At 64.3% G+C, this 23627-nt stretch carries 19 protein-coding genes and 2 pseudogenes; 7 read left to right on the top strand and 14 right to left on the bottom strand.

Going from position 1 to position 23627, the window contains the following annotated elements; translation table 11 throughout:
- The first annotated feature begins 53 nt into the window (after positions 1-53).
- Entirely contained in the window at positions 54-509 is a 456-nt protein-coding gene (gene soxR, locus QIY50_18865) for a redox-sensitive transcriptional activator SoxR (protein ID WGV19411.1), read from the top strand.
- 150 nt (positions 510-659) lie between these two features.
- Here soxR and QIY50_18860 read toward each other — a convergent pair whose 3' ends face one another.
- The gene (locus QIY50_18860; protein WGV19410.1) at positions 660-956 is read right to left on the bottom strand and encodes a DUF3144 domain-containing protein; all 297 of its coding nucleotides are present in this window, start codon (positions 954-956) and stop codon (positions 660-662) included.
- 143 nt (positions 957-1099) lie between these two features.
- Here QIY50_18860 and QIY50_18855 point away from each other — a divergent pair, with 143 nt between their 5' ends.
- On the top strand, positions 1100-1960 hold the full coding sequence (locus QIY50_18855) for a CAP domain-containing protein (GenBank protein ID WGV23091.1): 861 nt from the start codon (positions 1100-1102) through the stop codon (positions 1958-1960).
- 52 nt (positions 1961-2012) lie between these two features.
- Here QIY50_18855 and QIY50_18850 read toward each other — a convergent pair.
- From QIY50_18850 to QIY50_18830, 5 genes and pseudogenes are all read right to left on the bottom strand, one after another.
- Positions 2013-3198, bottom strand: a pseudogene (locus QIY50_18850) (acetyl-CoA C-acyltransferase).
- Complete coding sequence (locus tag QIY50_18845; protein ID WGV19409.1) at positions 3195-3647, bottom strand: thioesterase family protein; 453 nt, start codon at positions 3645-3647, stop codon at positions 3195-3197. The pseudogene QIY50_18850 and the gene QIY50_18845 overlap by 4 nt, the downstream one beginning before the upstream one ends.
- Positions 3647-4810: an iron-containing alcohol dehydrogenase gene (locus tag QIY50_18840; protein ID WGV19408.1), complete on the bottom strand. Its 1164-nt coding sequence runs from the start codon at positions 4808-4810 to the stop codon at positions 3647-3649. Before QIY50_18840 ends, QIY50_18845 begins: the two co-directional genes overlap by 1 nt.
- Before the next feature lie 30 nt (positions 4811-4840).
- Positions 4841-6616 (bottom strand): acyl-CoA dehydrogenase C-terminal domain-containing protein, encoded by a 1776-nt coding sequence (locus tag QIY50_18835; protein WGV19407.1) that lies wholly within the window; start codon positions 6614-6616, stop codon positions 4841-4843.
- On the bottom strand, positions 6613-7851 hold the full coding sequence (locus QIY50_18830) for a 3-hydroxyacyl-CoA dehydrogenase NAD-binding domain-containing protein (protein ID WGV19406.1): 1239 nt from the start codon (positions 7849-7851) through the stop codon (positions 6613-6615). The genes QIY50_18835 and QIY50_18830 overlap by 4 nt, the downstream gene beginning before the upstream one ends.
- 83 nt (positions 7852-7934) lie before the next feature.
- On the opposite strand from QIY50_18830, the gene QIY50_18825 reads away from it, so the two are divergent.
- A complete protein-coding gene (locus QIY50_18825; protein ID WGV19405.1) occupies positions 7935-8858 on the top strand; it encodes a LysR family transcriptional regulator in 924 nt (307 codons plus the stop codon).
- A 101-nt stretch (positions 8859-8959) separates the two neighbouring features.
- Positions 8960-10924: pseudogene (locus QIY50_18820) on the top strand (alkyl sulfatase dimerization domain-containing protein).
- 82 nt (positions 10925-11006) lie between these two features.
- On the opposite strand, the gene QIY50_18815 reads toward QIY50_18820, so the two are convergent.
- From QIY50_18815 to QIY50_18800, 4 genes are read right to left on the bottom strand one after another with little or no spacing between them, the layout of a single operon-like run.
- Positions 11007-11300 carry a DUF202 domain-containing protein gene (locus QIY50_18815; protein WGV19404.1) on the bottom strand — a complete coding sequence of 98 codons (294 nt, stop codon included), beginning with the start codon at positions 11298-11300 and terminating at the stop codon, positions 11007-11009.
- Positions 11293-11679 (bottom strand): DUF202 domain-containing protein, encoded by a 387-nt coding sequence (locus tag QIY50_18810; GenBank protein WGV19403.1) that lies wholly within the window; start codon positions 11677-11679, stop codon positions 11293-11295. Before QIY50_18810 ends, QIY50_18815 begins: the two co-directional genes overlap by 8 nt.
- A complete protein-coding gene (locus QIY50_18805) occupies positions 11679-12989 on the bottom strand; it encodes a DUF1329 domain-containing protein (GenBank protein WGV23090.1) in 1311 nt (436 codons plus the stop codon). Before QIY50_18805 ends, QIY50_18810 begins: the two co-directional genes overlap by 1 nt.
- A 22-nt stretch (positions 12990-13011) precedes the next feature.
- A complete protein-coding gene (locus QIY50_18800) occupies positions 13012-14865 on the bottom strand; it encodes a DUF1302 domain-containing protein (protein ID WGV19402.1) in 1854 nt (617 codons plus the stop codon).
- 214 nt (positions 14866-15079) lie between these two features.
- On the opposite strand from QIY50_18800, the gene QIY50_18795 reads away from it, so the two are divergent.
- The gene (locus QIY50_18795) at positions 15080-16012 is read left to right on the top strand and encodes a LysR family transcriptional regulator (protein ID WGV19401.1); all 933 of its coding nucleotides are present in this window, start codon (positions 15080-15082) and stop codon (positions 16010-16012) included.
- Positions 16013-16036: 24 nt separating this feature from the next.
- On the opposite strand, the gene QIY50_18790 is transcribed toward QIY50_18795, so the two are convergent.
- The 3 genes from QIY50_18790 to QIY50_18780 all read right to left on the bottom strand — a co-directional run bounded on the left by QIY50_18790 (position 16037) and on the right by QIY50_18780 (position 20121).
- The gene (locus tag QIY50_18790) at positions 16037-17290 is read right to left on the bottom strand and encodes an MFS transporter (protein WGV23089.1); all 1254 of its coding nucleotides are present in this window, start codon (positions 17288-17290) and stop codon (positions 16037-16039) included.
- 102 nt (positions 17291-17392) lie between these two features.
- Positions 17393-18559 carry an acyl-CoA dehydrogenase family protein gene (locus tag QIY50_18785; GenBank protein WGV19400.1) on the bottom strand — a complete coding sequence of 389 codons (1167 nt, stop codon included), beginning with the start codon at positions 18557-18559 and terminating at the stop codon, positions 17393-17395.
- Between the two features lie 14 nt (positions 18560-18573).
- Complete coding sequence (locus QIY50_18780; GenBank protein ID WGV19399.1) at positions 18574-20121, bottom strand: AMP-binding protein; 1548 nt, start codon at positions 20119-20121, stop codon at positions 18574-18576.
- 236 nt (positions 20122-20357) lie between these two features.
- On the opposite strand from QIY50_18780, the gene QIY50_18775 reads away from it, so the two are divergent.
- Positions 20358-21140, top strand: a complete 783-nt coding sequence (locus QIY50_18775) for an aldolase (GenBank protein ID WGV19398.1) — start codon at positions 20358-20360, stop codon at positions 21138-21140.
- A 44-nt stretch (positions 21141-21184) separates the two neighbouring features.
- Positions 21185-22072 carry a dihydrodipicolinate synthase family protein gene (locus tag QIY50_18770; protein WGV19397.1) on the top strand — a complete coding sequence of 296 codons (888 nt, stop codon included), beginning with the start codon at positions 21185-21187 and terminating at the stop codon, positions 22070-22072.
- 37 nt (positions 22073-22109) lie between these two features.
- Here QIY50_18770 and QIY50_18765 read toward each other — a convergent pair whose 3' ends face one another.
- Positions 22110-23621: a PLP-dependent aminotransferase family protein gene (locus QIY50_18765; protein ID WGV19396.1), complete on the bottom strand. Its 1512-nt coding sequence runs from the start codon at positions 23619-23621 to the stop codon at positions 22110-22112.
- Between the last annotated feature and the right edge of the window lie 6 nt (positions 23622-23627).

The following is a 23627-nucleotide window of genomic DNA, read 5'->3' as shown; positions in this document are numbered from 1 at the left end:
GGGGAAGACCGGACAGGACTATAAGAGCTCGACTTAACTTGAGGTCAACAGGCATGGCAGCGGACAACACACGGATGCTGACGGTAGGGGAAGTGGCCAAACGCAGCGGCGTGGCGGTGTCTGCGCTGCACTTCTACGAGACCAAGGGGCTGATCGCCAGTGTCCGTACGGCGGGTAACCAGCGTCGCTATCCTTCACTGGTGCTGCGCACGCTGGCCATCATCAAAGTGGCGCAGCGCACGGGTATTCCGCTTGAGGAGATCAGGCAGGCCTTCAGCCGCTATGCGCCCAACAGCAAGCTCACGGCAGCGCAGTGGGGCGAAATGTCGACCGCCTGGCGCGAAAACCTGAACGCCCGCATTCGCACCCTGGAAGCGTTGCGCGACAGCCTGGACAACTGCATTGGCTGCGGCTGCCTGTCGCTGGAGGACTGCCCGCTGCGCAACCCCGAGGATGTGCTGGGCAAGGAAGGTACCGGGCCGCGGATCCTGGAAAAGAAGGCCAGATAAGCCATGCACGGTCCTGTAGGAGCGGCCTTGTGTCGCGATGGGCTGCGAAGCGGCCCCAGGATTTCAGCAACAATGAACAAATTGCTGGGGCTGCTTCGCAGCCCATCGCGACACAAGGCCGCTCCTACAGAGACCGCGCACGAGCCGTCGTCAGTCGCCTTTGCCCAGCACATACCGGTCAAAATGCTCGATATGCTCGTCCAGGTTGTCCTCGAGCATCATCCGGTACTGCTCGCAGAAATACTTCAACAGCTCCTCCCGCGCGGCAGCCAGTTCCGCACCAGACTTGAAACTGCGGGCGCTCATCCAGGCATTGAAGCGTGAGGCGCCGAAGGTCAGTGAGGCGCTGACCTTGCCCAGGTCTTCGATTTTCTCGATCTGCTGGTTCGCCAGTTCGATATGCGCATCCGCGCGGTCATAAAAAGCCTGATCGGTAGTTTGGGGCATTGCGGTTTACCTTGTTGCTGCATTCAAGTTGAGTACCCGCGAAAAATTGTACCCCGTACACGTGAACCTGTATTGAGCCGCACAGTCTTAGGCGAGCCCTCAAATCGGCCTTGCCGTCGTTATCCACCAGAGCCATTCACCCCATGCGCCACGCAGTCCGTCGCTCCCCCTTCGTCTCGCTCTGCCTTATTCCTTTTTTCCACCTGTTCGCCAACCCCGCCCAAGCCAGCGGGGAAAGGCAACTGGTGGCAGCCATCAACGACTATCGCGCCCAGCCACAGCGCTGCGAGCGGCGCATTATCCGCGGCTCGACGCCGCTGGTGCTGAAGCCGAAACTGGCGTTGCCGGTCGGCTACGGCGGGGGGTTGCGGGAAGGATTGAAGGCTGCGGGTTATCAGGCGGTGAAGGTGCGCGCCATCCGCCTGGTCGGTGCACGAGATGCCGAGGAGGCCTTTGACATGCTCCGCAGCGACTACTGCACGGCCCTGCTCGATAGCCAATATGCCGATATCGGCGTAAGTCGCTCACGCAACGAGTGGCGGGTGCTGCTGGCTCGGCCCCTGCTCGATGCCCAGCTCGACGATAGGCGATCGGCAAGCAAAGCGTTGCTGGCACAGGTGAACGCCGCAAGGGCGAAACCACGCCTGTGTGGTCGCAAGCGCTTTGCCGCTGCACGCCCGCTGGCCTGGAACACCGCCCTGGGAACGGCGGCGCAGCGACACAGCCGCGCGATGGCCAACGATAATTTCTTCGCGCACCGCGACCTCGACGGTGATCTACCCGCGGATCGGGCATGGGATGCCGGCTACCGTGGGCGGCAGATCGGCGAGAACATTGCCGCAGGCCAAGGGTCACCGAGCAAGGCGATGGCAGGTTGGCTGGCCAGCCCCGGGCACTGCGCCAACCTGATGAACCCGATGTTTACCCAGGTGGGCGCGGCCTTTGCCGAGAACTCGCGTAGCGATAACGGCGTGTACTGGACGATGCTGTTCGGCGCGCCCTGACTGGCTCAGGCTGCAGCCAGCCGCCGAGGCCGGGGCTGGCCTGACGGATGCTCTACAGCACTTCGAACAGCCCTGCCGCGCCCATCCCGCCGCCAACGCACATGGTCACCACCACGTACTTCACCCCGCGCCGCCTGCCTTCCAGAAGCGCATGCCCGACCATCCGCGCCCCGCTCATGCCGTAGGGGTGGCCGATGGCAATGGCACCGCCATTGACGTTCAGTTTCGCAGGGTCTATCTGCAAACGCTGGGCACAGTACAGTACCTGGCAGGCGAACGCTTCGTTCAGCTCCCACAGACCGATGTCGTCCACCTTCAGGCCGTGCTGGTGCAGCAACCTGGGCACCGCCAGCACCGGGCCGATACCCATTTCTTCAGGAGCCAGGCCGGCCACGGCGATACCACGATACAGCCCCAGCGGGGCCTTGCCCGACCTTGCGGCCAGTGCGCCTTCCATCAGCACGCAGGCACTGGCGCCATCAGACAGCTGGCTGGCATTGCCGGCCGTCACGCAGCCGCCTTCGATAACGGGCTTCAGCCCTTGCAGGTCTGCCAGGGTGGTCGCCGGTCGGTTACCTTCGTCCTGGCTGAGGCAGACTTCCTCATGGCTCACCGCACCGGACAGCTTGTCGACCACCTTCCTGCGTGCCGAGACGGGCACGATTTCATCGGCAAACAACCCCGCCGCCTGCGCCGCTGCAGTGCGCTGCTGCGACTGCAAGGCGTAGGCGTCCTGCGCTTCCCGGCTGATGCCATAGCGGCGGGCGACAAACTCGGCGGTTTGCAGCATCGGCATGTAAGCATGTTCGCTCATCCGCAGCACAGCAGGGTCATAGGCCTCGCTGGCCAGCTGGTTGTGCACCTGCTGGACCAGGCTGATCTGCTCCTGGCCGGCGCCGATGGTCACCTGCATGCCATCGACAATGATCTGCTTGGCCGCTGTAGCGATGGCCATCAGGCCCGACGCACACTGGCGGGTCGAGGGTCTGCCCGCTGACCGATTGCGGCAAACCGGCGGCCAGCGCCGACAGTCGGCCAGGGTTGATCGCGGCAGTACCACTCTGCATGGCGGTACCCAGCACCAGATCCTCCACCTGCGCCGGCTCGATACCAGCCCGCTCGACGGCTGCCCGAATGGCGACGGCAGTCATGCTGGGGGTTTTCAGGTCGTTGAAGGCGCCACGCATGGCTTTGCCGATGGGTGTACGGGCAGTGGCTACGATCACGGCGTCTTTCATGGTCGAAATTCCTCAGGGGATAAAGGCTGCAGTTCGCTCAACACCTGCCGCAAGCGGGCAGGCACCGGGACCGGGCGTCGGCCCTCCCGGTCGACGAATACATGGACGAAGCGTCCGGTAGCGCAAGCCAGGGATTGGCCCTGGATGAATACGGCCAACTGGTACTGCACCGAGGTGTTGCCCAGCCGGCTTACCGCCAGGCCCACCTCGATGCCCTGCGGAAACGCTACAGGCGACTGGTAGTCGCAGGCCGAACTGACCACCAGCGCAATCGCCGCGCCATGGTGGATATCCAGTCCGCCCTGCTCGATCAGCAGGCGGTTCACGGCGCTGTCGAAAAAGCCGTAATAGACCACGTTGTTCACGTGCCCGTAGGCGTCATTGTCATGCCAACGGGTGGCGATTGGCGTGTAGTGCCGGTAGTAGTCACGTTGCCGATGCACACTCATCAGTAGGCAGCCTCGTAGATGGCCAGTGCATCGGCCTGGGTGACTTCACGCGGGTTGTTGATCAGCAGGCGCTGCTGTTGCATGGCATCTTCTGCCAGTTGCGGCAGGCGATGGCGCGGAACATCGGCATCACGCAGCCGCCCAGGCAAACCGCAGCGGGCGCCCAGCGCGGCCAGTTCCTCGACGAACTGATCAGCCTGCCGGTACAGGTCGCCAGGCTGCAACCGTGCGCCCAACAGGGGCACCGCCAGCTGGGCATAGTCCGTCACCGCCACGGGCAGGTTGAAACGCAGCACATGCGGCAACACCAATGCATTGGACAGGCCATGGGGAATGTGGAAGTGCCCACCCAATGGATATGCCAGCGCGTGCACGGCCGCCACCGGAGCATTGGCAAACGCCTGGCCGGCCAGGCAGGCGCCCAGCAGCATGGCCTGACGCGCGTCCAGATTGCCGCCGTTGTGCACGGCCTGATCCAGGTTTTCCGCCAGCAGCCGCAGGGCCTCGCGCGCCAGCAGGCTCGACAGCGGGTTGCGCTTGAGACGGCTGGTATAGGCTTCGATGGCATGCACCATGGCATCGATACCGGTTGCAGCGGTTACCGCCGGGGGCAGGCCGAGGGTGCACACGGCATCGAGTACCGCCAGGTCCGGCAGCAGCAGCGGCGAGACGATGCCCATCTTGCTGGTGGCGCCGGTGGTGACGATGGCGATCGGCGTCACCTCCGAACCGGTGCCGGCCGTGGTCGGCACCTGGATCAACGGCAGGCGTCGGCCCTTGGCCTTGTCCACGCCATAGAGCTCGGCAAGCGGCTGGTTGCAGTCGCGGTGGGCCAGCAGCGCGACCAGCTTGGCAACATCCATCGAACTGCCGCCGCCAAAACCTACCACCAGGTCGGCACCGATATGCCGGGCCCGCTGGGTGGCGGCCAGTACACAGGCTTCGCTGGGGTCGGCGGTAACCTCGCTGAAGATAGCCACGCCGACCTTGGCCGTCGTGAATCCCGGCAGCAGATCATCAAGCATACCCAGGCGGGCGATACCGGGGTCACTGACGATCAGCACGCGCCGTGCGCCGCGCTCGCGGCACAGAGTGGCAAGGCGCTGCACCGCGCCCGCTTCGCAGAGGATCTGCCCGGTAGTGGCAAAGCTGAAAGGCTGCATCTGGCTCTCCTTGTCGTCGTTGGCCCTGCGTCAGAAGGCAAAGTCGCTCGCTGGCAGTGCCATGAGGCAATCTGCACCGCCCAGCAGGGCTTCGCGGTGCGCGGTGGCGCGGGGCAGGACGCGTCGCCAGTAGAACTGCGCCGCGTGCAGCTTGGCCCGGTAGAAATCCGTTTCGGCACTGCCGCCAGCCAGCGCCGTCTCGGCGCGCACGGCCGCCTGCAGCCACAACGCGGCAAGCAGCACATAGGCCGAGTAGGCCAGGAAGTCCACCGAGACCGCGCCCATTTCCTGAGGGTCACGCTGGCAAGCCTCGACTACATGGCCTGCCAGCGCACGCCATTCCTCCAGGCGCTGCCCGACCGCTGTCGCCATGGCATGCAGACCACCTCCGACACCAGCCGCCTCGACATGCAGGGCCAGTTCATCGACCAGCAAGTTCAGCTCGGCCCCGCCGTCGCCCAGCAGCTTGCGGCGCACCAGGTCGAGAGCCTGGATGCCGTTGGTGCCTTCATAGAGCTGGGTGATACGGCTGTCGCGCATCAACTGCTCCATGCCCCACTCGCGGATATAGCCGTGTCCGCCATATAGCTGCACGCCAAGGCTGGCTACCTCCTGCCCGACATCGGTAAAAAACGCCTTGACGATCGGGATCAGCAGTGCTGCCCGCCGGGTTGCGCCCTCGCGCGCCTGATCGCTCGCCGCTGCGTGTTCCAGGTCGAGCTGCCGGGCGGTATAGATGGCCAGCATACGGCAGCCCTCGGTGAGGGTTTTCTGGGTCAGCAGCATGCGTCGCACATCCGGGTGGACAATGATCGGATCGGCCGGCTTGTTCGCTGCCGCCGGGCCGGTCAGAGCGCGCGATTGCAAGCGTTCGCGTGCATAGGCCAGGCCACCCTGGAAGGCCGCTTCGGCGATGCCCAGCCCCTGAAGGCCGACTTGGAAACGGGCGTCGTTCATCATGGTAAACATGCACGCCAGGCCTTGGTTGGCCTCGCCTACCAGCCATCCCTGGGCACCGTCGAAATTCATAACGCAAGTCGAGGCGCCCTTGATGCCCATCTTGTGCTCCAGCGCGCCACAGCCCAACGCGTTGCGTTCGCCGCCCGGCAGCAGCTTGGGCACCAGGAACAGGCTGATGCCCCGCACCCCGGCCGGCGCATCGGGCAGGCGTGCAAGTACCAGATGAACGATATTGTCGGTCAGGTCCTGTTCGCCGCCACTGATGAAGATCTTGCTGCCTGTGATGCGACAGGAACCGTCGACCTGCGGCTGGGCGCGGGTGCGCAGCAAGGCCAGGTCGGTGCCGGCCTGCGGCTCGGTGAGGCACATGGTGCCGGCCCACTCGCCACTGACCATGCGCGCCAGATAAGACTGCTGCAACGCCGGGCTTCCATGGCGATGCAGGGCCAGCACGGCACCCTCGGTGAGGCCGGAGTAGATGCGGAACGACAACGACGCGGCCATCAGCATCTCGTGGAAGCTGGCGGAGGCCATTTGCGGCAGCCCCTGCCCGCCGTAAGCCTGCGGCCCGGTCATGCTGGCCCAGCCATGGGCCACGTACTGCCGGTAGGCGTCGCGGAAACCATCGGGCGTGATGACCTCCCCCTCAACCAGCTGGCAGCCCTGCTCGTCACTGTTGCGGTTGAGCGGAGCGACTACCTCGCCGGTAAAGCGCGCGGCCTCTTCCAGTATGCCGTCGAGCGTGTCGCGGTCCAGTTCGATACCCAGCTGCTGACAATGGGCGGCAACGTCGAACAGCTCGTGCAGCACGAAGCGCATGTCGCGCAAGGGAGCCTGGTAGTTCATGCCTGAACCTCCGCCTGCTGCTCGAAACGCTTGCCGTTGGCCACCAGCGTGTAGAGCAGAGCGGCCGGGCGCCAGTGCTCGCCCAGTACACTTTGCAGGTATTCCAGCCGGGCCAGGACGAATGCTGCACCCTGGTCATCGGCCCAGCGCATCGGGCCGCCTTTGGCCGCAGGGAAGCCATAACCATTGAGCCACACCCGGTCGATGTCGGCGCTGCTGGCAGCGATGCCTTCCTGCAGAATCTTCGCGCCCTCGTTGACCAGCGCCAGCAGGCAGCGCTCGACGATTTCCTCGGCGCTGATGCCTCGGCGTCGGTAACCCAGGTCGTTGGAGATATTGAGCACCAGGGCGTCGACCTCGGGGTCATGCTCGGCCTGGCGGCTGCCAGGTGCATAACGGTAATAACCCTTCCCCGTCTTCTGACCCAGCCGGCCCAGATCACACAGCGCATTATCCACTTGCACCAGCGGATCGTGCATGCCCTGCCTGGCCAGCTGGCGGGCACGCCATTCCAGGTCGATGCCGACCACGTCGTACATGCGAAACGGGCCCATGGCAAAACCGAACTGTTGCAGCACCGCATCCACCTGGTGCGGCAGCGCGCCTTCGAGCAGCAACTTGCGCGCTTCGGCCACATAACTGCGCAGCATGCGATTGCCAATGAAACCGGGGCAGTTGCCGGCCACTACCGCCACCTTGCCCAGGCGCTCGCCCAGCGCCAGGGCGGTATGGAGCACAGCCTGGTCGGTGTGCGCGCCGCGCACTATTTCGAGCAGCTTCATGACATGCGCGGGGCTGAAGAAATGCAGGCCCAGAACGTGTGACGGTCGCCGGGTTACCGCCGCGATCGCGTCGATGTCCAGCGCCGAGGTATTACTGGCCAGGATCGCCTCCGGTTTGAGGTGCTGATCCAGGGCCCGGAAGATTTCCTGTTTGAGTTCAAGGCTTTCATACACTGCCTCGATCACCAGATCGGCCTGGGCCAGCGCGGCGTAGCCATCCACCGCCTGCACCCGCGCCTGGCAGGCTTCGGCCTCGGCCTGGGTGACACGCTGCTTCTCCACCTGCTGGGTCCAGGCCTGGCTGACCATGCTCAGGCCAGCGTCCAGGGCTGATGCGTTGCTGTCGAGCCACAGCACCGACAGCCCGGCACTGGCGAGGCTGATGACAATGCCGCGGCCCATCGTACCTGCGCCTATCACGGCCACCTGGTTGATCGGAAAGGGGGTATTCACGCGCAACGCTCCTGCTTGTTGTAGGTATGAGGACAGGCATCACCCTAAGCAGGCCGCAGGTATTTTTGAAATTTCAATTTCGTATGCCATATATTCTGCCCATGAATATTTCTAACTTCGATCTGAACCTGCTGCGGGTTTTCGACATGTTGCTGCGCGAGCAGAACGTCTCACGGGCGGCTGAACGCCTGGCCCTGACCCAGCCCACTGTCAGCAACGCCCTGGCGCGGCTGCGCGACCAGCTGGGCGACCCGCTGCTGGTTCGTGTGGGCCGGCGCATGCGCCCTACACCACGGGCGTTGGCACTGGAAGGGCCGATTCGAGCGGCGCTGCAACAAATCGAGCAGACCCTGGCCACTGGCGATGCCTTCGAGCCACAGCGCAGCCACCGTCAGCTGCGCATCGCCCTTACCGACTTCGTCGAACAGTTGTGCATGCCGCCGCTGCTAGGGCGCCTGCAGGTACTGGCCCCGCACTTGCGCATCGATGTGGTGCACCTGGCTCCCAACCTGCCGGCCGAAGCGCTGGACCGCGGCGACCTCGACCTGGTACTGGGGCGCTTCGATGAGGTACCGGCGCGCTTCAGCCGCCGCCCCTGGAGGCGTGAAACCCTGCAAGTCGCGTTGCGCCAGAAGCATCCGCAGCTGGCGCCGGACCAGGCACTGGATCTTCAGGCGTTTCTCGGTTTGCGGCACATCTGGGTACACGGTGGCCAGACCCGCGGCATGGTCGACCAATGGCTGGCAGAACAAGGCCTGACCCGGCAAATTGCCTACACCACCCCCAACTACCTTCAAGCAGCGCATCTGGCCGCCGCCACCGAAATGTGCGTGGTGCTGCCGCGGCAACTTGCGCAGCAGTTCGCGAAGTTGCTGCCCTTGGCGGTGCACGAACTGCCCTTCGCCCTGGAGCCCTTCGAGCTGGAACTGGTGCACCTGACCCATCGTCGGCACGACCCCGCCCTGGCCTGGCTGGTGGAGCAGATCCTGGAGCTTCCGTCTGCCTGAGGCCATCAGCAAATGCGATGGCAACCATGCCGCTCTGGTATTGGCTGGTGCCTGAACCCGTCCCCTACAGTGGTCCGCCACCATAACAACAAGGACACACCATGCGCTTCCCACTGTCGATGCTGGCGCTCGCCCTGCTGGCGCCCCTCCCGAGCCTGGCCACTACGGCGGCAAAGGACGCCACCCCGGCCACCCAGGCCAGCAACCAGCAATGGCTGCAACGCCTGCCTTTCGATGACCACGGGGATTTCGAAGCGGCCCGACGCGGGCTGCTCGAACGCTTCGACGGGCCGGTCGCGACGGCCGATGGCAAGACTGTGTGGGACCTGGGTCAGTATCGTTTTCTCGACCCGACGCAGGCCCCGGCCACGGTAAACCCCAGCCTGTGGCGCATCGCCCAGCTGAACACCATCGCCGGCCTGTTCAAGGTCACCGAAGGCATCTACCAGGTCCGCGGCCTGGACCTGGCCAACATGACCATCGTTGAAGGCCAGGACGGGCTGATCGTGCTCGATCCGCTGCTGGCCGTCGAAACCGCCAGGGCGGGCCTTGAACTGTATTTTCGGCACCGCCCGCGCATGTAGCCGGTGACCACGCTGATCTACACCCACCCGCACATCGACCATTTCGGCGGCGCGCGCGGGGTGATCGACGAGGCGGACGTAAAGGCCGGCAAGGTCCAGGTCATTGCACCCGAAGGCTTCTTCGAGCATGCCATCGGCGAAAACGTGCTGGCCGGCCCGGCCATGAAGCGCCGCGCCCAGTACATGTACGGCGCCCCCCTGCCCCGCGGGCCACGCGGCCAGGTGGATGCCGGTCTGGGCAAAGGGGTGCCGGCCAACGCCACCGTCAGCCTGATAGCGCCGACGCTGGAAATCAGCCAGCCGCTGCAACGCATGACCCTCAGCGGCGTGGAGGTAGAGTTCCAGTTGACCCCGGGCACCGAAGCGCCAGCGGAGATGAACATCTACTTCCCTGGGTTCAAGGCTCTGTGCATGGCCGAGAACGCCACCCACGTGCAGCACAATGTGCTGACCCTGCGCGGTGCGCTGGTACGCGACCCGAAAGTCTGGGCGCACTACCTGGACCAATCGCTGTTGCGTTACGGCGATCAGGCCGAGGTAGTGTTTGCCCAGCATCACTGGCCGACCTGGGGCGGGCCGTCAATCCGCGAGTACCTGGCCGACCAGCGCGACATGTATGCCTTCATCGATAGCCAGACCTTGCGCCTGATCAACCAGGGCCAGACACCAATGGAAATCGCCCAGAGCCTGGCCAACCTTCCGCCGCGCCTGGCCAGCAAGTGGTACAGCCGCGACTACTACGGCTCGCTTAGCCATAACGTACGTGCGGTCTACCAACGCTACATGGGCTTTTACGATGGCAACCCGGCCAACCTCGACCCACTACCGCCGCAAGCTGCCGGCAAGCGCTACGTGGCGGCAATGGGTGGCGCCGATCAGGTGCTGGCCCAGGCACGCCAAGCCTTTGCCGAAGGTGACTACCGCTGGGTCGCGCAGCTGGTGAACCATCTGGTATTCGCAGAACCGGGCAATACCGCAGCGCGCGAACTGCAGGCCGATGCGCTGGAACAGCTGGGTTACCAGAGCGAGAACGCTACCTGGCGCAACGCCTACCTTAGCGGCGCCCAGGAGCTGCGCGGTGGAGTAGCCGCCGCTACCGGCAGTGGCGGCAATGCCGACGACATGGTGCGGGCACTGACCCCAAGCCTGTTCTTCGATTACCTTGGGGTACGGGTGGATGCCTTCAAGGCGGCGGAGAGCGATCTGAGCATCAACTGGCGCTTCACCGACCTGGGCGAAGACTACGCCCTGACCCTGCGCAACGGCGTGCTCACCCATCGCGACCTGACTCGTCACGCCCAGGCCGATGTGCAGGTGAGCATGAGCAAACAGACGTTGGACCGCATTGCCCTGAAGCAGACCGGATTCCTCAAGGAAGCCACGCTGGGCGAGATCTCCATCGAAGGCGAGCGGGTGAAGTTCCTGCGTTTCATGGGCGGCCTGGAGAATGCCGATTCCCGTTTCAACATCGTGACCCCTTGAGCGCCGGCGTCTTCGCCGGCAAGCCCGCTCTCACAGGTACCGCAATCGCGTCTGGATTCACATCGTACCTGTGGGAGGGGTTTCAGCCCCCGTTCGCCAACCGGTACAACCCTGCCAGCGCCATCAGGCACACCGCGCTACCCAGCACCACTACCGGCAAAATCGCAGGCTGACCGCGCTCGGCCCGCAACATCGCCAGCCCCTCGCTGTAGCGCCGCCCCTGGCGGGCCAACAGCGTCAGCGTTGCGAAGCCGACCACTGCCGCCAGCGCCAGGTCGCCCTGTCGCAAAGCCAACCCCGCGACTGCCACCAGTGCCAGCCAGGTACGCCGCCAAGCCAGTTCGGTGCGTTCGGCCTGCAAGCCCGGATCAGACATGCCAGCGCGGCCACAACACGACAGCGGCCATCAACGCCGCGATCAGGCAACCCAGTGCCAACAGCGGCACCAGCGCCGGCAGCGGTAATGGCCGGCGCTGACGCAAGGCACGCTCCACACGCAGCCAGCGCAGGCAGGCGCCGGCGCTCAGCAACATGCTCAGCAACATCAGGCTGCCGACAAGCCAGAGCCGAAGCGGTGCCTGCAGGGCCTGGCCGGCAAAGGTCTCGATGGCAATGCCACCTCCCAGCAACGCCAGCGCGGTACGGATCCAGGCCAGGAAAGTGCGCTCGTTGGCCAAGGTGAAGCGAGGGTCGGGCGCTTCGCCCTGCCCCAGCAGACGCCGAGCCCAGCCCGGCCGTGGTTCAAACACGCCCATCAGCGCACGCCAAAGCTGCGCAGGGCGCCGGGAGAAAAATACGAAAGGCTGGTGCGAACATTGAAGTCGAACGGGCGACGCTGCTCGTTGATCAGCCCCGACGCATGGTAGCGGCCACTCTTGAGGTCATAGGTGACCTCCATTGCATTGACCGCCACCTCGCCGCTCGGGTGGTAGAAGCTGTGGGCCTGTGATGTACGCCACAGATGGCCGCCAGCATCGTAGCTGTCGGTTTCGAGAATGGCCCAGGTGTCTTCGTCCACATAGAAGCGTCGCTTGGCGTAGATGTGCTGGGCGCCGGGCTTCAGCGTCGCCTCCACCACCCACACCCGGTGAAGCTCGTAGCGTGTGGGCGCCGGATTGACATGACCAGGCCTGATCAGCTCGGCATAGCGCAGCTCGGGCGATGCCAGGCGGTAGCTGTTGTACGGCACGTGCAGGGCCTGCTTGCCCAGCAGCTTCCACTGGTAACGGTCGGGGGCGCCATTGAACATGTCGCGGCTGTCGGCAGTACGCAGGCCTGCGGTGCCTGGCCCCGTGGTGTCGTAGGCGATGTTCGGCGCGCGCCGCACACGCCGCTGACTGGCACTGTAGACCCAGGACAAGCGGGGCTCGGCTACCTGGTCAAGGGTTTCGTGAACCACCATGGCATCACCGGCAAGCCGTGATGGTGCCGTCATGCGGTAGGTGAAGTAATACAGCACATTGCTTGCACCCAGCCCGCCCAGGCCTTCCGGGCGGGCTACATCCTGGCGCGCGCTCATCAGCACGAAGCGGCCGTTCTTGAACGGTGTGACGCTGTCGGACATCTGAATGTAGCTGGCATTGCGGTGCCGGGTCAGATGGTTCCAGATCACTTCCAGGCCGTTGTCCGGCCGGGGAAACGCAATCACTCCATTGAACCTGCGCAGGCCGTTGCCCTGGTCATCCAGCTGTGCCTGCGCTGCGTTGCGGGCGACCGAGGCGGCGACGCCGGCAGGCACCGCGACACTGCGATGGGTGGGGTAGACCGGCAGTTCGAAGGTGTGCGGGAAGCGCTTGAGCAAGGCTACCTGGCCATCGGAAAGCTGGCCCTGGTAACGCTGATAATTGGCCGCCGTGATCCGGTAAAGCGGCTGCTCGGCGGCGTACGGATCCAGCGGCGTGCCGTTATCACCCAGACGCTGCTGGGCGACGCTCAACCCGCCTTGCCAGGCCGGGATACGGCCGTCCGGGCTGGCCGCGCGTTCGGCGCCCACAGGGGTCAGGTTGTCTGGCAGGCCTGTCGCAGCCAGCGCGCCGCTGGCCCAGAACAGGCCGATCATCACCATTCGCATATTCATCATCATGCCCTCAGAAGGTGACGCCCAGGCTCAGCGAGACAAAGTCCCGGTCACCACGGGTGCCGTAGTCGCCATCGATAAAGTCGGTGTACGAAAGGCTCAGGCTGTAGGTACTGGCAAGCGTCGCATCCAGCCCGACGCTCACGGCCTTGGAGCCTTCGCTGAAAGCCGAGCCTTCCACCGGGCCTGTACCGTGCACGTCGTGCGACCAGGACAGGTTCGGCCGCAGGTCGAAGCCGGCGATCACGTTGGGGTAGGTCAAAGTCGCGCGTAACCGGTAGCCCCAGGAGAACGGGGTCATGAAGCCTTGGTCGTTACAGTGCTCTGGCGTCTTGGAAATCGCCCGGCATACGCTGTTGTCTGCCAGCGCGCCACTGTTGAAGGTACCCGAGCGGCCGTAACGCGGGCCTCCGCCGCCCTCCAGCCCGCCGACGTAGGTGGCCCCGGCTTCGCCCACCAGTAGCATCTGGTTGGCCCCCAGTACCTGGCTGAAGGCATGTACGGCGGTCACCTGAAGCTGGGTCACCTCCTTGCGCCGGTAGCCGTCGAACAGGGTGCTGGCACTGTCTGGCCGCAGCCCGTCGCCCAGCAAAGGCGAACGCCCCTCGACGTTGAGCAGCGACTGGATGATGTCGGTACCGTTGAGTTGCATGGGCATATTCGGCCGGTAACTCAGCTCACCCTGCAGGGCCGTACCGCTGCGCAGGGTAGTGGCGAACGACAACCCGTACATGCGGATGTCCTCGGGGTACTGCACACGGTACTGGGAGGTACCCAGGCGCAATGCGCCGACCAGCGACTGACCGGCAGCGGAGCCGAGGAACCCGGCGCAGCCGGCCGGGCCGATGCCCAGGTTGGCGCACAACTGGGGGGCGAAGCGGCTGTTGTCGAAATAAGGGCTGCTGACCGTCCCCAGATAAGGCGTGCGGCTGTGATAGTTGGCTGCGTAGGCACCGAACTCGGTGTCCAGCGCCGCCACGTACCAGCGCAACGAAACACCCCACTGCCCGCCATCGCGGGCATCCTGGTCACTGCCCCGGGGTATGCGCACGCCTTCGCTGGTCAGGTTCACGCCAAAGGGTACAAGGCCGGCCACGGCAGCCGGGTTGCCAAGCAACCTGGCTCCCACGTCCAGGCCATCACAACCATCGGGCAGGAAGTCGTTGTTGGAGAAGAACGTGCCACAGTTGTCGAGCTGGGTCTGGTCCCAGTCCAACTGGTAGAAGCCATCGACCGACAACGCCTCGGTCAGGTTCTGCGTGAGATAGAACAGGTTCACCGGCACCAGCGCGTCCTTCACCTCGGAGCCTGGGCGGCGCAGCGCCGCCAGGTTGAAGGGATTGATGACGTTCAGCCCGCCCTGGATGAAGGTGCTCTCGCCCCAGTTCACTACCTGCTTGCCCAGCCTTGCCGAGCCTGGCTGGCCATCGATGTCGTAGAGGTAGTAGCCAAAGGCGTCGAGCAGCTGGGTACCTGCGGTCTTGGCCGAGCGCTTGCGGTTGTTGTCCTCGACCTGCTTGAAGCGCTGGTCATGGTCGCGCAGCGCCGTGTCGTACCAGTACGTGCCACGCAGGAACACACCCAGGTTGGCATGTTTGAGTTCCAGATCATGGGTACCTTTGAACACTGCCGAAAATACATCGCCCGAGGCAAAGTTCAGGCGGCCGTCATCACTGTTTGCACTATTGTGCAAAGCCGGGTCCGGGTTGGCAGTGGAAATGCTGGTACCCAATGAAAACGCTGAATCAAACTGTCCTTCTAACTCTCCCAGATTAAATTGAACAGCCAGGGCAGGTACAGAAAAAAGTACAGACGACGCAAGCAGCGACAACGGTCCCGAAAGACCAGAAGCACGAAATGCCATCACTCTTAACCTCTTATTGTGTTTATTCGAGAGTGAGTTGCGAGTTAGCGCAGAAACACGGCGCAAAGGCTTGTGTAAAAGGGGCTGGATAAATAAGTGAACGTTTCTGTTATCCTCGGTCCGGTGTTCCCCGATACTAAGTAGGCCACTAGAGCTGAACAAATAACGTCTCTCGATAGTTGCCATACCACTTCGGCATAGCCTGAGAATTGCCATGACTTTGAAACAGCTGCGTTACCTGATTGCCATTGTCGAAGCCGGCAGTTTCTCCAACGCCGCGCGGCACGCGTTCATTGCCCAGCCGGCATTGAGCCGTCAGATAGGACTGCTGGAAAGCGAACTGGAAATACAGTTGCTGGCGCGCCAGCATGACGGCATCGAGCTGACCGATGCAGGGCGCCAGCTGTACGAAGTGGCACGCTCGGTGATACAGAAGCTTGATTCGGTGAAGGACGAACTCAAGTCCAGCCGCGGCAACCCCAAGGGCCACGTGGCCATCTCGATTCCGGCCACGGCTTCGGCGCTGCTGTTGCCAGCCATCATCACCCAGGCGCAGGCGCGCTTTCCTGGTATCAAGCTCACCGTATGGGACGGCCTTAGCCGCGAAGGCGGCCAGGCGATCGAGCTGGGCAAGGTGGATTTCGGTGTGGTGCCCAATGCCGAGGAGCTGGCGAACGTTGTCGCCGAGCCCGTGTTCTCCGAAGACCTGTACTGGGTCGGCCTGCCTGCGCATGGTCCGGACGCTTCACCGATCACCCTGGCCGAGGCCGCGTCGAGCCGGCTGGTAATGCCGCCGCGCAGCCTGCACCTGCGCAGGCGCATCGAGCAGGCGGCCATGGAAACCGGCGTGGCCCTGGATTCAAGCTATGAACAGCAGTCTGCACCCGGCATAGCCAGCCTGGTGCGCGCCGGCCTGGCAGCGACTATCAGCAACTGGCCGCCATTGCTGGACCTGGCCGCCCCGGCCAGCGCGCGGCTGATCGTGGAACCGCGCATCACTCGTACCATTGCCCTGGCCCATTCGCAGCACAAGCCATTGTCGTTCGCCGCCGCCTGCATGCGCGACCTGGTGCGCGGGCTGCTCGTGGATGCGGTGCGCAGCGAGCGCTGGAAAGGCACCCTGATCGAGCGTGCCCCCCTCCCGTAGCAGAGCCTCTGAACGCAGCGCAGGTCAGGCCCGGGCCAGCGCAGCCGTGCCCACCTGCAGCAGCCGTTGGCGGGTTTTCTGAGGGTCCATCCATACCAACCCTGTCAACCCGGCAATGACCAGCACCGCCCCGCATACCAGGAAGCCCTGGCCATACCCCGCCGGGTGATCGGCTCCGGCGCCCTGCACCAGAAACCCCGTGACGATGGGTGCCGCCAGCCCGGCCAGCGAAGCGATACCATTGCCGATAGCAAGGATACCGCCACGCTGCCCGCTTGGCGTGAACTCCGCCAGCATGGCTGGCCCCACCGAGTACATGACCAGCGCCAGCCCGCCACTGAAAGTCAGGCTCATGATTCGCTCGACATTCCCCAGGCCCGGCAGGAACAATGCCGCCGACAGCAACCCGCTGGCAATCAGGCAGAGGGACACGAAGGCTCCGCGCGACCAGCGTGTCGCCACCCCGGCGCGCATCATGCGCTGCGACAGCCAGGCCATGAACAGGCTCAGCGGCGTGGTCACCACCACGAAAAGCACGAACACCCGACCGGTCATGATCGGGTCGATGCCCAACCCGGTCTCCAGATAACTTGGCACCCACGTCAAGGTCAGGGCCAGCGACCAATTGGCGGCGAAGTGGCACAGGTAATTGCCCAGCACGGTGCGGTCGCCGAGCAGACGGCGGTAGGCGATGTGCGCCTGTTCTTCCCTGGGCTGACCGGGGCGGCTGCGGTCAAGAGTACCCTCGCGCCCCAATACCCACCACAGCACGCACCACGCCGCACCGATCAAGGCCAGCACGATGAAGTTCATGCGCCAGCCATAGTGCACGCTGATCCATGGAATCATTGCGCCTGCCACCAGCAGCCCAAGTGCACTGCCGGTATGCAACAGCGCCACCGGCAAGTTGCGCCGGTCGTTGGGGAACCACTTGTACAAGGCATGGGTTGCCACCGGTGACGCCGGCCCTTCGCCGATGCCCAACAGCACCCGGCAAGCGACAATCGCCCACAGGGAGGTGACGAACAGCATGGGCAACTGGATCAGCGCCCAGAACGCACCCATGCCCAACAGCAGAGTGCGGGTCGGCCGGCGGTTGGCCATGAAGCCACCGACCACTGCAGAGATGGCGAAGAACCAGTGCAGCGCGCCGCCCACCAGGCCGAACTCGGCCGGGGACAAACCCAGTTCCCTGGACATGGGTACCGCTACAAGGCCGATGACCACCTTGTCCAGGAAGTTCACCAGCATAAGCAGTGCCAGCAGTACCGCAATCATCCAGGCCGTGCCTGCACGCGCGCGGGAGTCAGTATGAGTCATGTCGATCTCTCTTATTGTTCTTGTGGGAGAGCCCGGCCACTCGAGACCGGGCGTGCAGTTTCACTGCTCGGGCATGAGCACGCCCTTGGCAATGGTGTTGCGCTGGATTTCGCTGGTCCCGGTAAGAATGCGCATCATACGGGTCGCACGGAAGATCCACTCCACCGGGTTGCCCCGCAACAGCCCGGCCCCCCCATGAATCTGCACCGCGCGGTCGGCGATACGGAAGGCCGTTTCCGATACGAACAGCTTGCACATCGGCGCCTGGGTGCGGATATCGCCACCGGCGTCGTTCACCGCGGCAGTGGCATATACCATGCTGCGTGCCGCGTGCAGTTCGGTGGCCATGTCGGCGATCATGTGATTGATCGACTGGAACATCGCGATCGGCTGACCAAACTGCTTGCGTGTGCGGGCGTAGTCGACCGTCAGGTTCAGCGCCAGGCCCGCCAGGCCCAGCATGGTTGGGCAATGCAGCAGACGATTGAGAGTGATGCGCCCCATTGCCAGCTTGAAGCCCTGCCCCTCCTCGCCAATTCGGTTGGCCACCGGCACTCGCACCTCATCGAGAAGGATGTCGCCATGGGCGCCGCCACCGGACATGACCGAGTAATCGCTTTCCACCCGCACGCCCGGCGCATCCAGCTCGACAAAGAACGCCGAGATCCCCTGGGCGCCACGCCCGGGGCCGGTGACCGCGAGCAGTATTGCGATATCGGCATAAGGCGCCCCGGAAATGTAGCGCTTGGCCCCGCTCAGCACGTAATGCTCGCCGTCGCGCCGGGCGGTAGTCCTGATCGCCGTTGCATCGGACCCGGCTTCACTTTCGGTCAACGCGAAGCACACGGCCTTTTCGGCTCGGCACACCGGCTGCAGGAAAGCCTCGATCTGGCCCGGACTGGCCACCTTGAACAGGTGGCCGACTCGCGGCGGCCCGGAAAGCTCGCCGAGAATGTGCGGCGCCAGCATGGAGCCCGTCAGCACCGTGGCCTCCTTCACCGCACACAGGTCGGACACGCTCAAACCCGCACCGCCAATCGTTTCGGGCAGCATGATGTTGTAGAAGCCCTGCTCGCACGAGCGTTGCCACACCTGTTGCAGCACCTCACGCGGGTGCGGTTCGGCCCAGCTGAGGCCGGCGCGTTGTTCCAGGGGCAGGATTTCGTTGCGAACGAAGCCGCCGATGGCCTCGATGATCTGTTTGGCCTTTTCGCTTGGCTGATACATGGCAATTCCTCAGGTCAGATGCGGCGTTCGCTGTTTTGCCAGTAGGCGTCTCGAATCAGGCGGCGCACCACCTTGCCGTTGGGGTTCTTCGGCAGCTCGCTGACGAAATCCACCCCACGCGGTTTCTTGAACCCGGCAAGAGCCTGGGCGCAATGCTCGATCACCTCGTGCTCCTGTAACTGCATGCCAGGCTTGAGCACGATCACTGCCCGCACCGCTTCGCCCCACTGCTCGTCGGGCACGCCCACCACGGCAGCCTCGAACACTTGCGGCAGGCTGTAGAGCACCTGTTCGACTTCGCTGGGGTAGATGTTGAAGCCACCGGAAATGATCATTTCCTTCTTGCGGTCGACGATGAACACGTAACCCTGCTGGTCCACCGTGGCCAGGTCGCCGGTGAGGTAGTAGCCATCACGCATAACCTCGGCGGTGAGATGCGGTGCGCGCCAGTAGCCTTGCATGATGTCCGGTCCCTTGACCACGATCTCGCCCACCTCGCCTGGCTGGACATCGCGGAAATCGTCGTCCACTACACGCAGGTCGGTCTCGAAGTAGCATCGTCCGCACGAGGCCAGCCGGCGGTAGTCGCCGCCTTCGCACAGGTGGTCCTGCTCGGTCAGCACCGTCACCAGCGAGCAGGTTTCGCCAGCGCCGTAGCCCTGGGCCAGAATCGGCCCGAACACTTCGATAGCCCGCTTGACCAGCGCTGGCGCCATTGGCGCTGCGCCATACATCACCAAGCGCAGGCTGCTCAGGTCATAGCGCTCGACCCCGGGGAAATTGACCAGACGGTTGATCATGGCCGGCACCAGGAACAACCGGGTCACGCGCTCGCGCTGGATGGTCTCGAGCAGCAACTGGTCATCGTAGCGTTCCAGCAACAGACTGCAGGCACCCACCGCCAGCAGCGGCATCAGCTGCATGCCGCTGGCATGGGTGATGGGGCCGACGTGGGCCATGATGTCGCCTGGGCCGGCACGCCGGGTGGGGCTGGCGATGCTCTTGCGGATCAGCGCCTTGCGGTTGCCGACGCTGAGCATTGCTGCCTTGAGCACACCGGAGCTGCCCGAGGTGTAGTGCAATACAGCCAATGCATCGTCAGGCAGATCGCAACTGACCGGCTCGCTGCTGCCTTGGGCCAGCAACGCGCCGTAGCCAATGTCGCCGCCCTGCTCGCCGAGGGTAACGATCAGGCGTAGCGCAGGCACCTCCTGCCTGCGCGCCAGCAAAGCCTCGGCAGCTTGCGGGTCGGCGATCAGCGCGACGCTGCAGGCGTCGTTCAGTACCTGGATCACTTCATCCAGCGCCAGGCGTGCATTGACCGGGACCTTGACCAGGCCGGCCTTGTAGAAAGCCACCTCAGCCTCCACCAGCTCGACCCGGTTGGGAGCCAGGATCGCGACATGTTCGCCGCCGGCAATGCCATGGGCCAACAAGGCCGAGGCCAATTGATTGGTCCGCTGTTCAAGCTGGGCGAAGGTGAGGCGGGTGTGGCGGTCGATCACCGCCAAGCGCTCGGGCCAGTATCTTGCACTTCGACTGGTTAGGGTTGCGAGGTTCACGTTGTTGTTCTCGTCGCGGTTAAGACCCGGTCGATGCTAAACAGCGTGCGGTCCGAGCAAGTAATACCAGTTACGTATGCGGGCCATAACGGTTTGCACTGGACCACATCGCATGAACGGCAGTGGCGATGACACATCGCTTGCAAATGACACTTTGTGTCATTAATATCGATTTTGTGTCCTGATAGCGCTTCGCGCCAATCAGCCCGTATAGGCCCTTCATGCAGGTACAGCCCATGACGACCACCATGCAGACCCCCAAGGACCAGCTCGTCAAACTCGCCCAGCAGCAGATGCTGACGGCGCTGGCCGACAACACCTACACCCCTCGACAGAAACTCGCCCTCACCTGCCGCATTCTGTTCGACGGCGGCCACGATTCCGGCCTGGCCGGGCAGATCACCGCCCGCGCCGAGCAGCCTGGCACCTACTACACGCAACAACTTGGCCTGGGCTTCGACGAGATCGCCGCTTCCAACCTGCTGGTGGTCGACGAAGACCTCACCGTGCTGCAAGGCCGCGGCATGGCAAACCCGGCCAACCGCTTCCATAGCTGGCTGTACCGCGCACGCCCCGACGTCAATTGCATCATCCACACCCACCCACTGCACAGCGCCGCCCTGTCGATGCTGGAAGTGCCACTGGCAATCTCGCACATGGACCTTTGCCCACTGTTCGACGACTGCGCGTTCCTCAAGGAATGGCCTGGCGTACCTGTGGGCAACGAAGAAGGTGAAATCATCTCCAGGGCGATCGGCGACAAGCGCGCGATCCTGCTTTCCCACCACGGCTTGCTGATCGCCGGCCGCTCGATCGAGGAAGCCTGCGTCCTTGCCATGCTGTTCGAGCGCGCGGCAAAGATGCAGCTGCTGGCCATGGGCGCCGGTGAAATTCGCCCGATTCCGGATGCCCTGGGCAAGGAAGCCCACGACTGGATCTCCACCCCCAAACGTCATGGTGCCGCGTTCAGCTATTACGCGCGCCGTGCCTTGCGTGCCCATGGCGACTGCCTGGGCTGACTGAAGCTGTACTCTTTCCCCAACAACGGCAAAGGTGCCTGGTTATGTCTACACCTGTAATTCGCGGCGTTATCGGCTACACCATCACTCCCTTCACGGCAGACGGCGCGCTCGACCTGGATGCCCTGGGCCTGTCCATCGACCGCCTGATAGAAGACGGCGTGCACGCCATCGCACCGCTGGGCAGCACCGGCGAAGGCGCCTACCTGTCCGACAGCGAATGGGAAACCGTGGTGCGCTTCAGCCAGGCGCGCATTGCCGGCCGCGTGCCCAGCGTGGTCAGCGTCTCCGACCTGACCACCGCGCGCACCGTGCAACGCGCCCGCCTGGCACAGGCATGCGGTGCCACAGCGGTGATGGTGCTGCCCATCTCCTACTGGAAGCTCACCGAAGCCGAAGTGGTTGCCCATTACAAGGCGGTGGGTACGGCCATCGACATTCCGATCATGCTCTACAACAACCCGGGCACCAGCGGCACCGACCTCTCGGTGGAGCTGATCCTGCGCATCCTCGGCGAAGTGCCCAATGTGACCATGGTCAAGGAAAGCACCGGCGACATCCAGCGCATGCACCGTCTGTTCAAGGCCTCCGATGGCCAGGTGGCCTTCTACAACGGTTGCAATCCGCTCACACTGGAAGCCCTGGTAGCTGGCGCCACAGGCTGGTGCACCGCCGCGCCCAACCTGATCCCGGCGCTGAACCTGGGGCTGTGGGACGCAGTGCAGCAAGGCAACCTGGCCGAAGCCCGCGCGCTGTTCTACCGCCAGTACGAACTGCTGGAGTACATCACCCGCCGTGGCCTGCCCACCACCATCAAGGCCGGTTTGAACATGCTCGGCCACGCTGTCGGCGCTGCACGCCTGCCCCTGCAGCCGCTGGATGCGCAAGGCAGCGACCATCTGAAAAGCCTGCTGGTAGAACTGGCCAACTGACCGCGATAACTGCCCGGTGGCGTCCTGCTGCCGGGCCTCACCGCAACAGCCTTGCGCCGCCTTGGCTGGCCTCGACCTGGTGCAATACCTTCGCCAGTTTCGCCACGGCCAGCGCCAGCTCGCCCGGGGTATGCGCCGCAAACCCCATCAACACTCCCGCCTCCCCCCTCGACGACGCATACAGGGCACTGAGCCCCAACAGGTCGATGCCTGCTGCCTGCGCCGCCTTCACCACCTGTTCTTCAGGCATCGGCCTGGTGAATACACAGGGCATCTGCATGCCACCCGCCGGCACGCGGGCGACAACAAAGTCGGACAACTGCGCCTGCACCAGCGCCGCCAGGGCATCGCGGCGCTCGGCATAGATCGCCCGCATCAAACGCACATGGGCACCGAAGTGCCCACCTTCGATGAACCTGGCCAGGGTCAGTTGTGCCAACGATGCCGTATGCCCGTCCTGCAACGTCCGCGCTGCGGTCATCGGCCCGACCAGTTGCGGCGGCAGGACCATGTAGGCAATGCGCAAGCCGGCGAACAGCGACTTGGTGAACGTGCCGATGTAGACCGTCCGGTCGTGGGCATCCAGGCCTTGCACGCAGGCGGTGGGCTTGCCGGCATAGTGAAACTCGCTGTCGTAGTCGTCCTCGATGATCCAGGCGCGTTGTTGACGTGCCCACTCGATCACCGCCAGGCGCCGGTCCAGGGACAAGGTCACGCCGGTGGGGAACTGGTGCGAAGGGGTCAGGAAAACCGCCCTGGCATGGGCGGCCAAACGTGGGATCTGCGCCACCTGCATGCCATCCGGGTCCACGGCTATGGGGATGCACTGCAAGCCCGCAAGAGCTAGCGCCTTCCTGGCCCCGTGGTACGCCGGGTCTTCGATTACCACCTGGTCGCCGGCATCGGCCAGCACGTGGGCACACAGGCTGAACGCCTGTTGCGAACTGGTGAGGATGAGCACGCGATCGGCCGTGGCCTGTGCGCCACGCTCGAGATTGACGTAATCGGCAATCGCCCGCCGCAGTGGCTCGGTGCCTTGCGCGTTGCTGTGCAGCAGCGCCTGGGTGCCATGTTCCTTGAATACCTGCCGCTGCAGCTTTTCCCAGGTCTGCAAGGGGAAGTTGCGCGTTTCTGCCACACCCGGCGCAAACGGGCGCGGTGAGAAGAAGTTGCGCACCCCGCCATCCTGACACAGCGCCTGCCCCCGGCGGCTGAGCGCTGGCGGCTCGCCCAGGGCTTGTACCCGTCGGCTGCGGGCGCGCGCTGGCAGTTGCTGCGCACGGGGTGAAACGAAACTGCCGCTGCCTACCCGGCGCTCGATGAAGCCCTCGGCATGCAACTGGCCATAAGCGGCCTCCACCGTGTCGCGCGACACCGTCAGCGAGGTCGCCAACGCGCGCGAGGCAGGCAGGGCCTTCCCTACCGGCAACGCCCCTTCGAGAATCAGCTGGCGTATCGCCCGCTGGATCCGTACGTGCAAGGGCAGCGATCGGCGCGTCGGGTCGCTGATCCAGGCTTTCACTGATTCCAGCTGTGCATGCTTGAACATTGGTAT

Origin of the sequence: Pseudomonas putida, from assembly GCA_029953615.1 — a bacterium.
Classification (GTDB): domain Bacteria; phylum Pseudomonadota; class Gammaproteobacteria; order Pseudomonadales; family Pseudomonadaceae; genus Aquipseudomonas.
The sequence above is the reverse complement of the archived record's forward strand: the minus strand, read 5'-3'. Positions and strand labels throughout refer to the sequence as shown.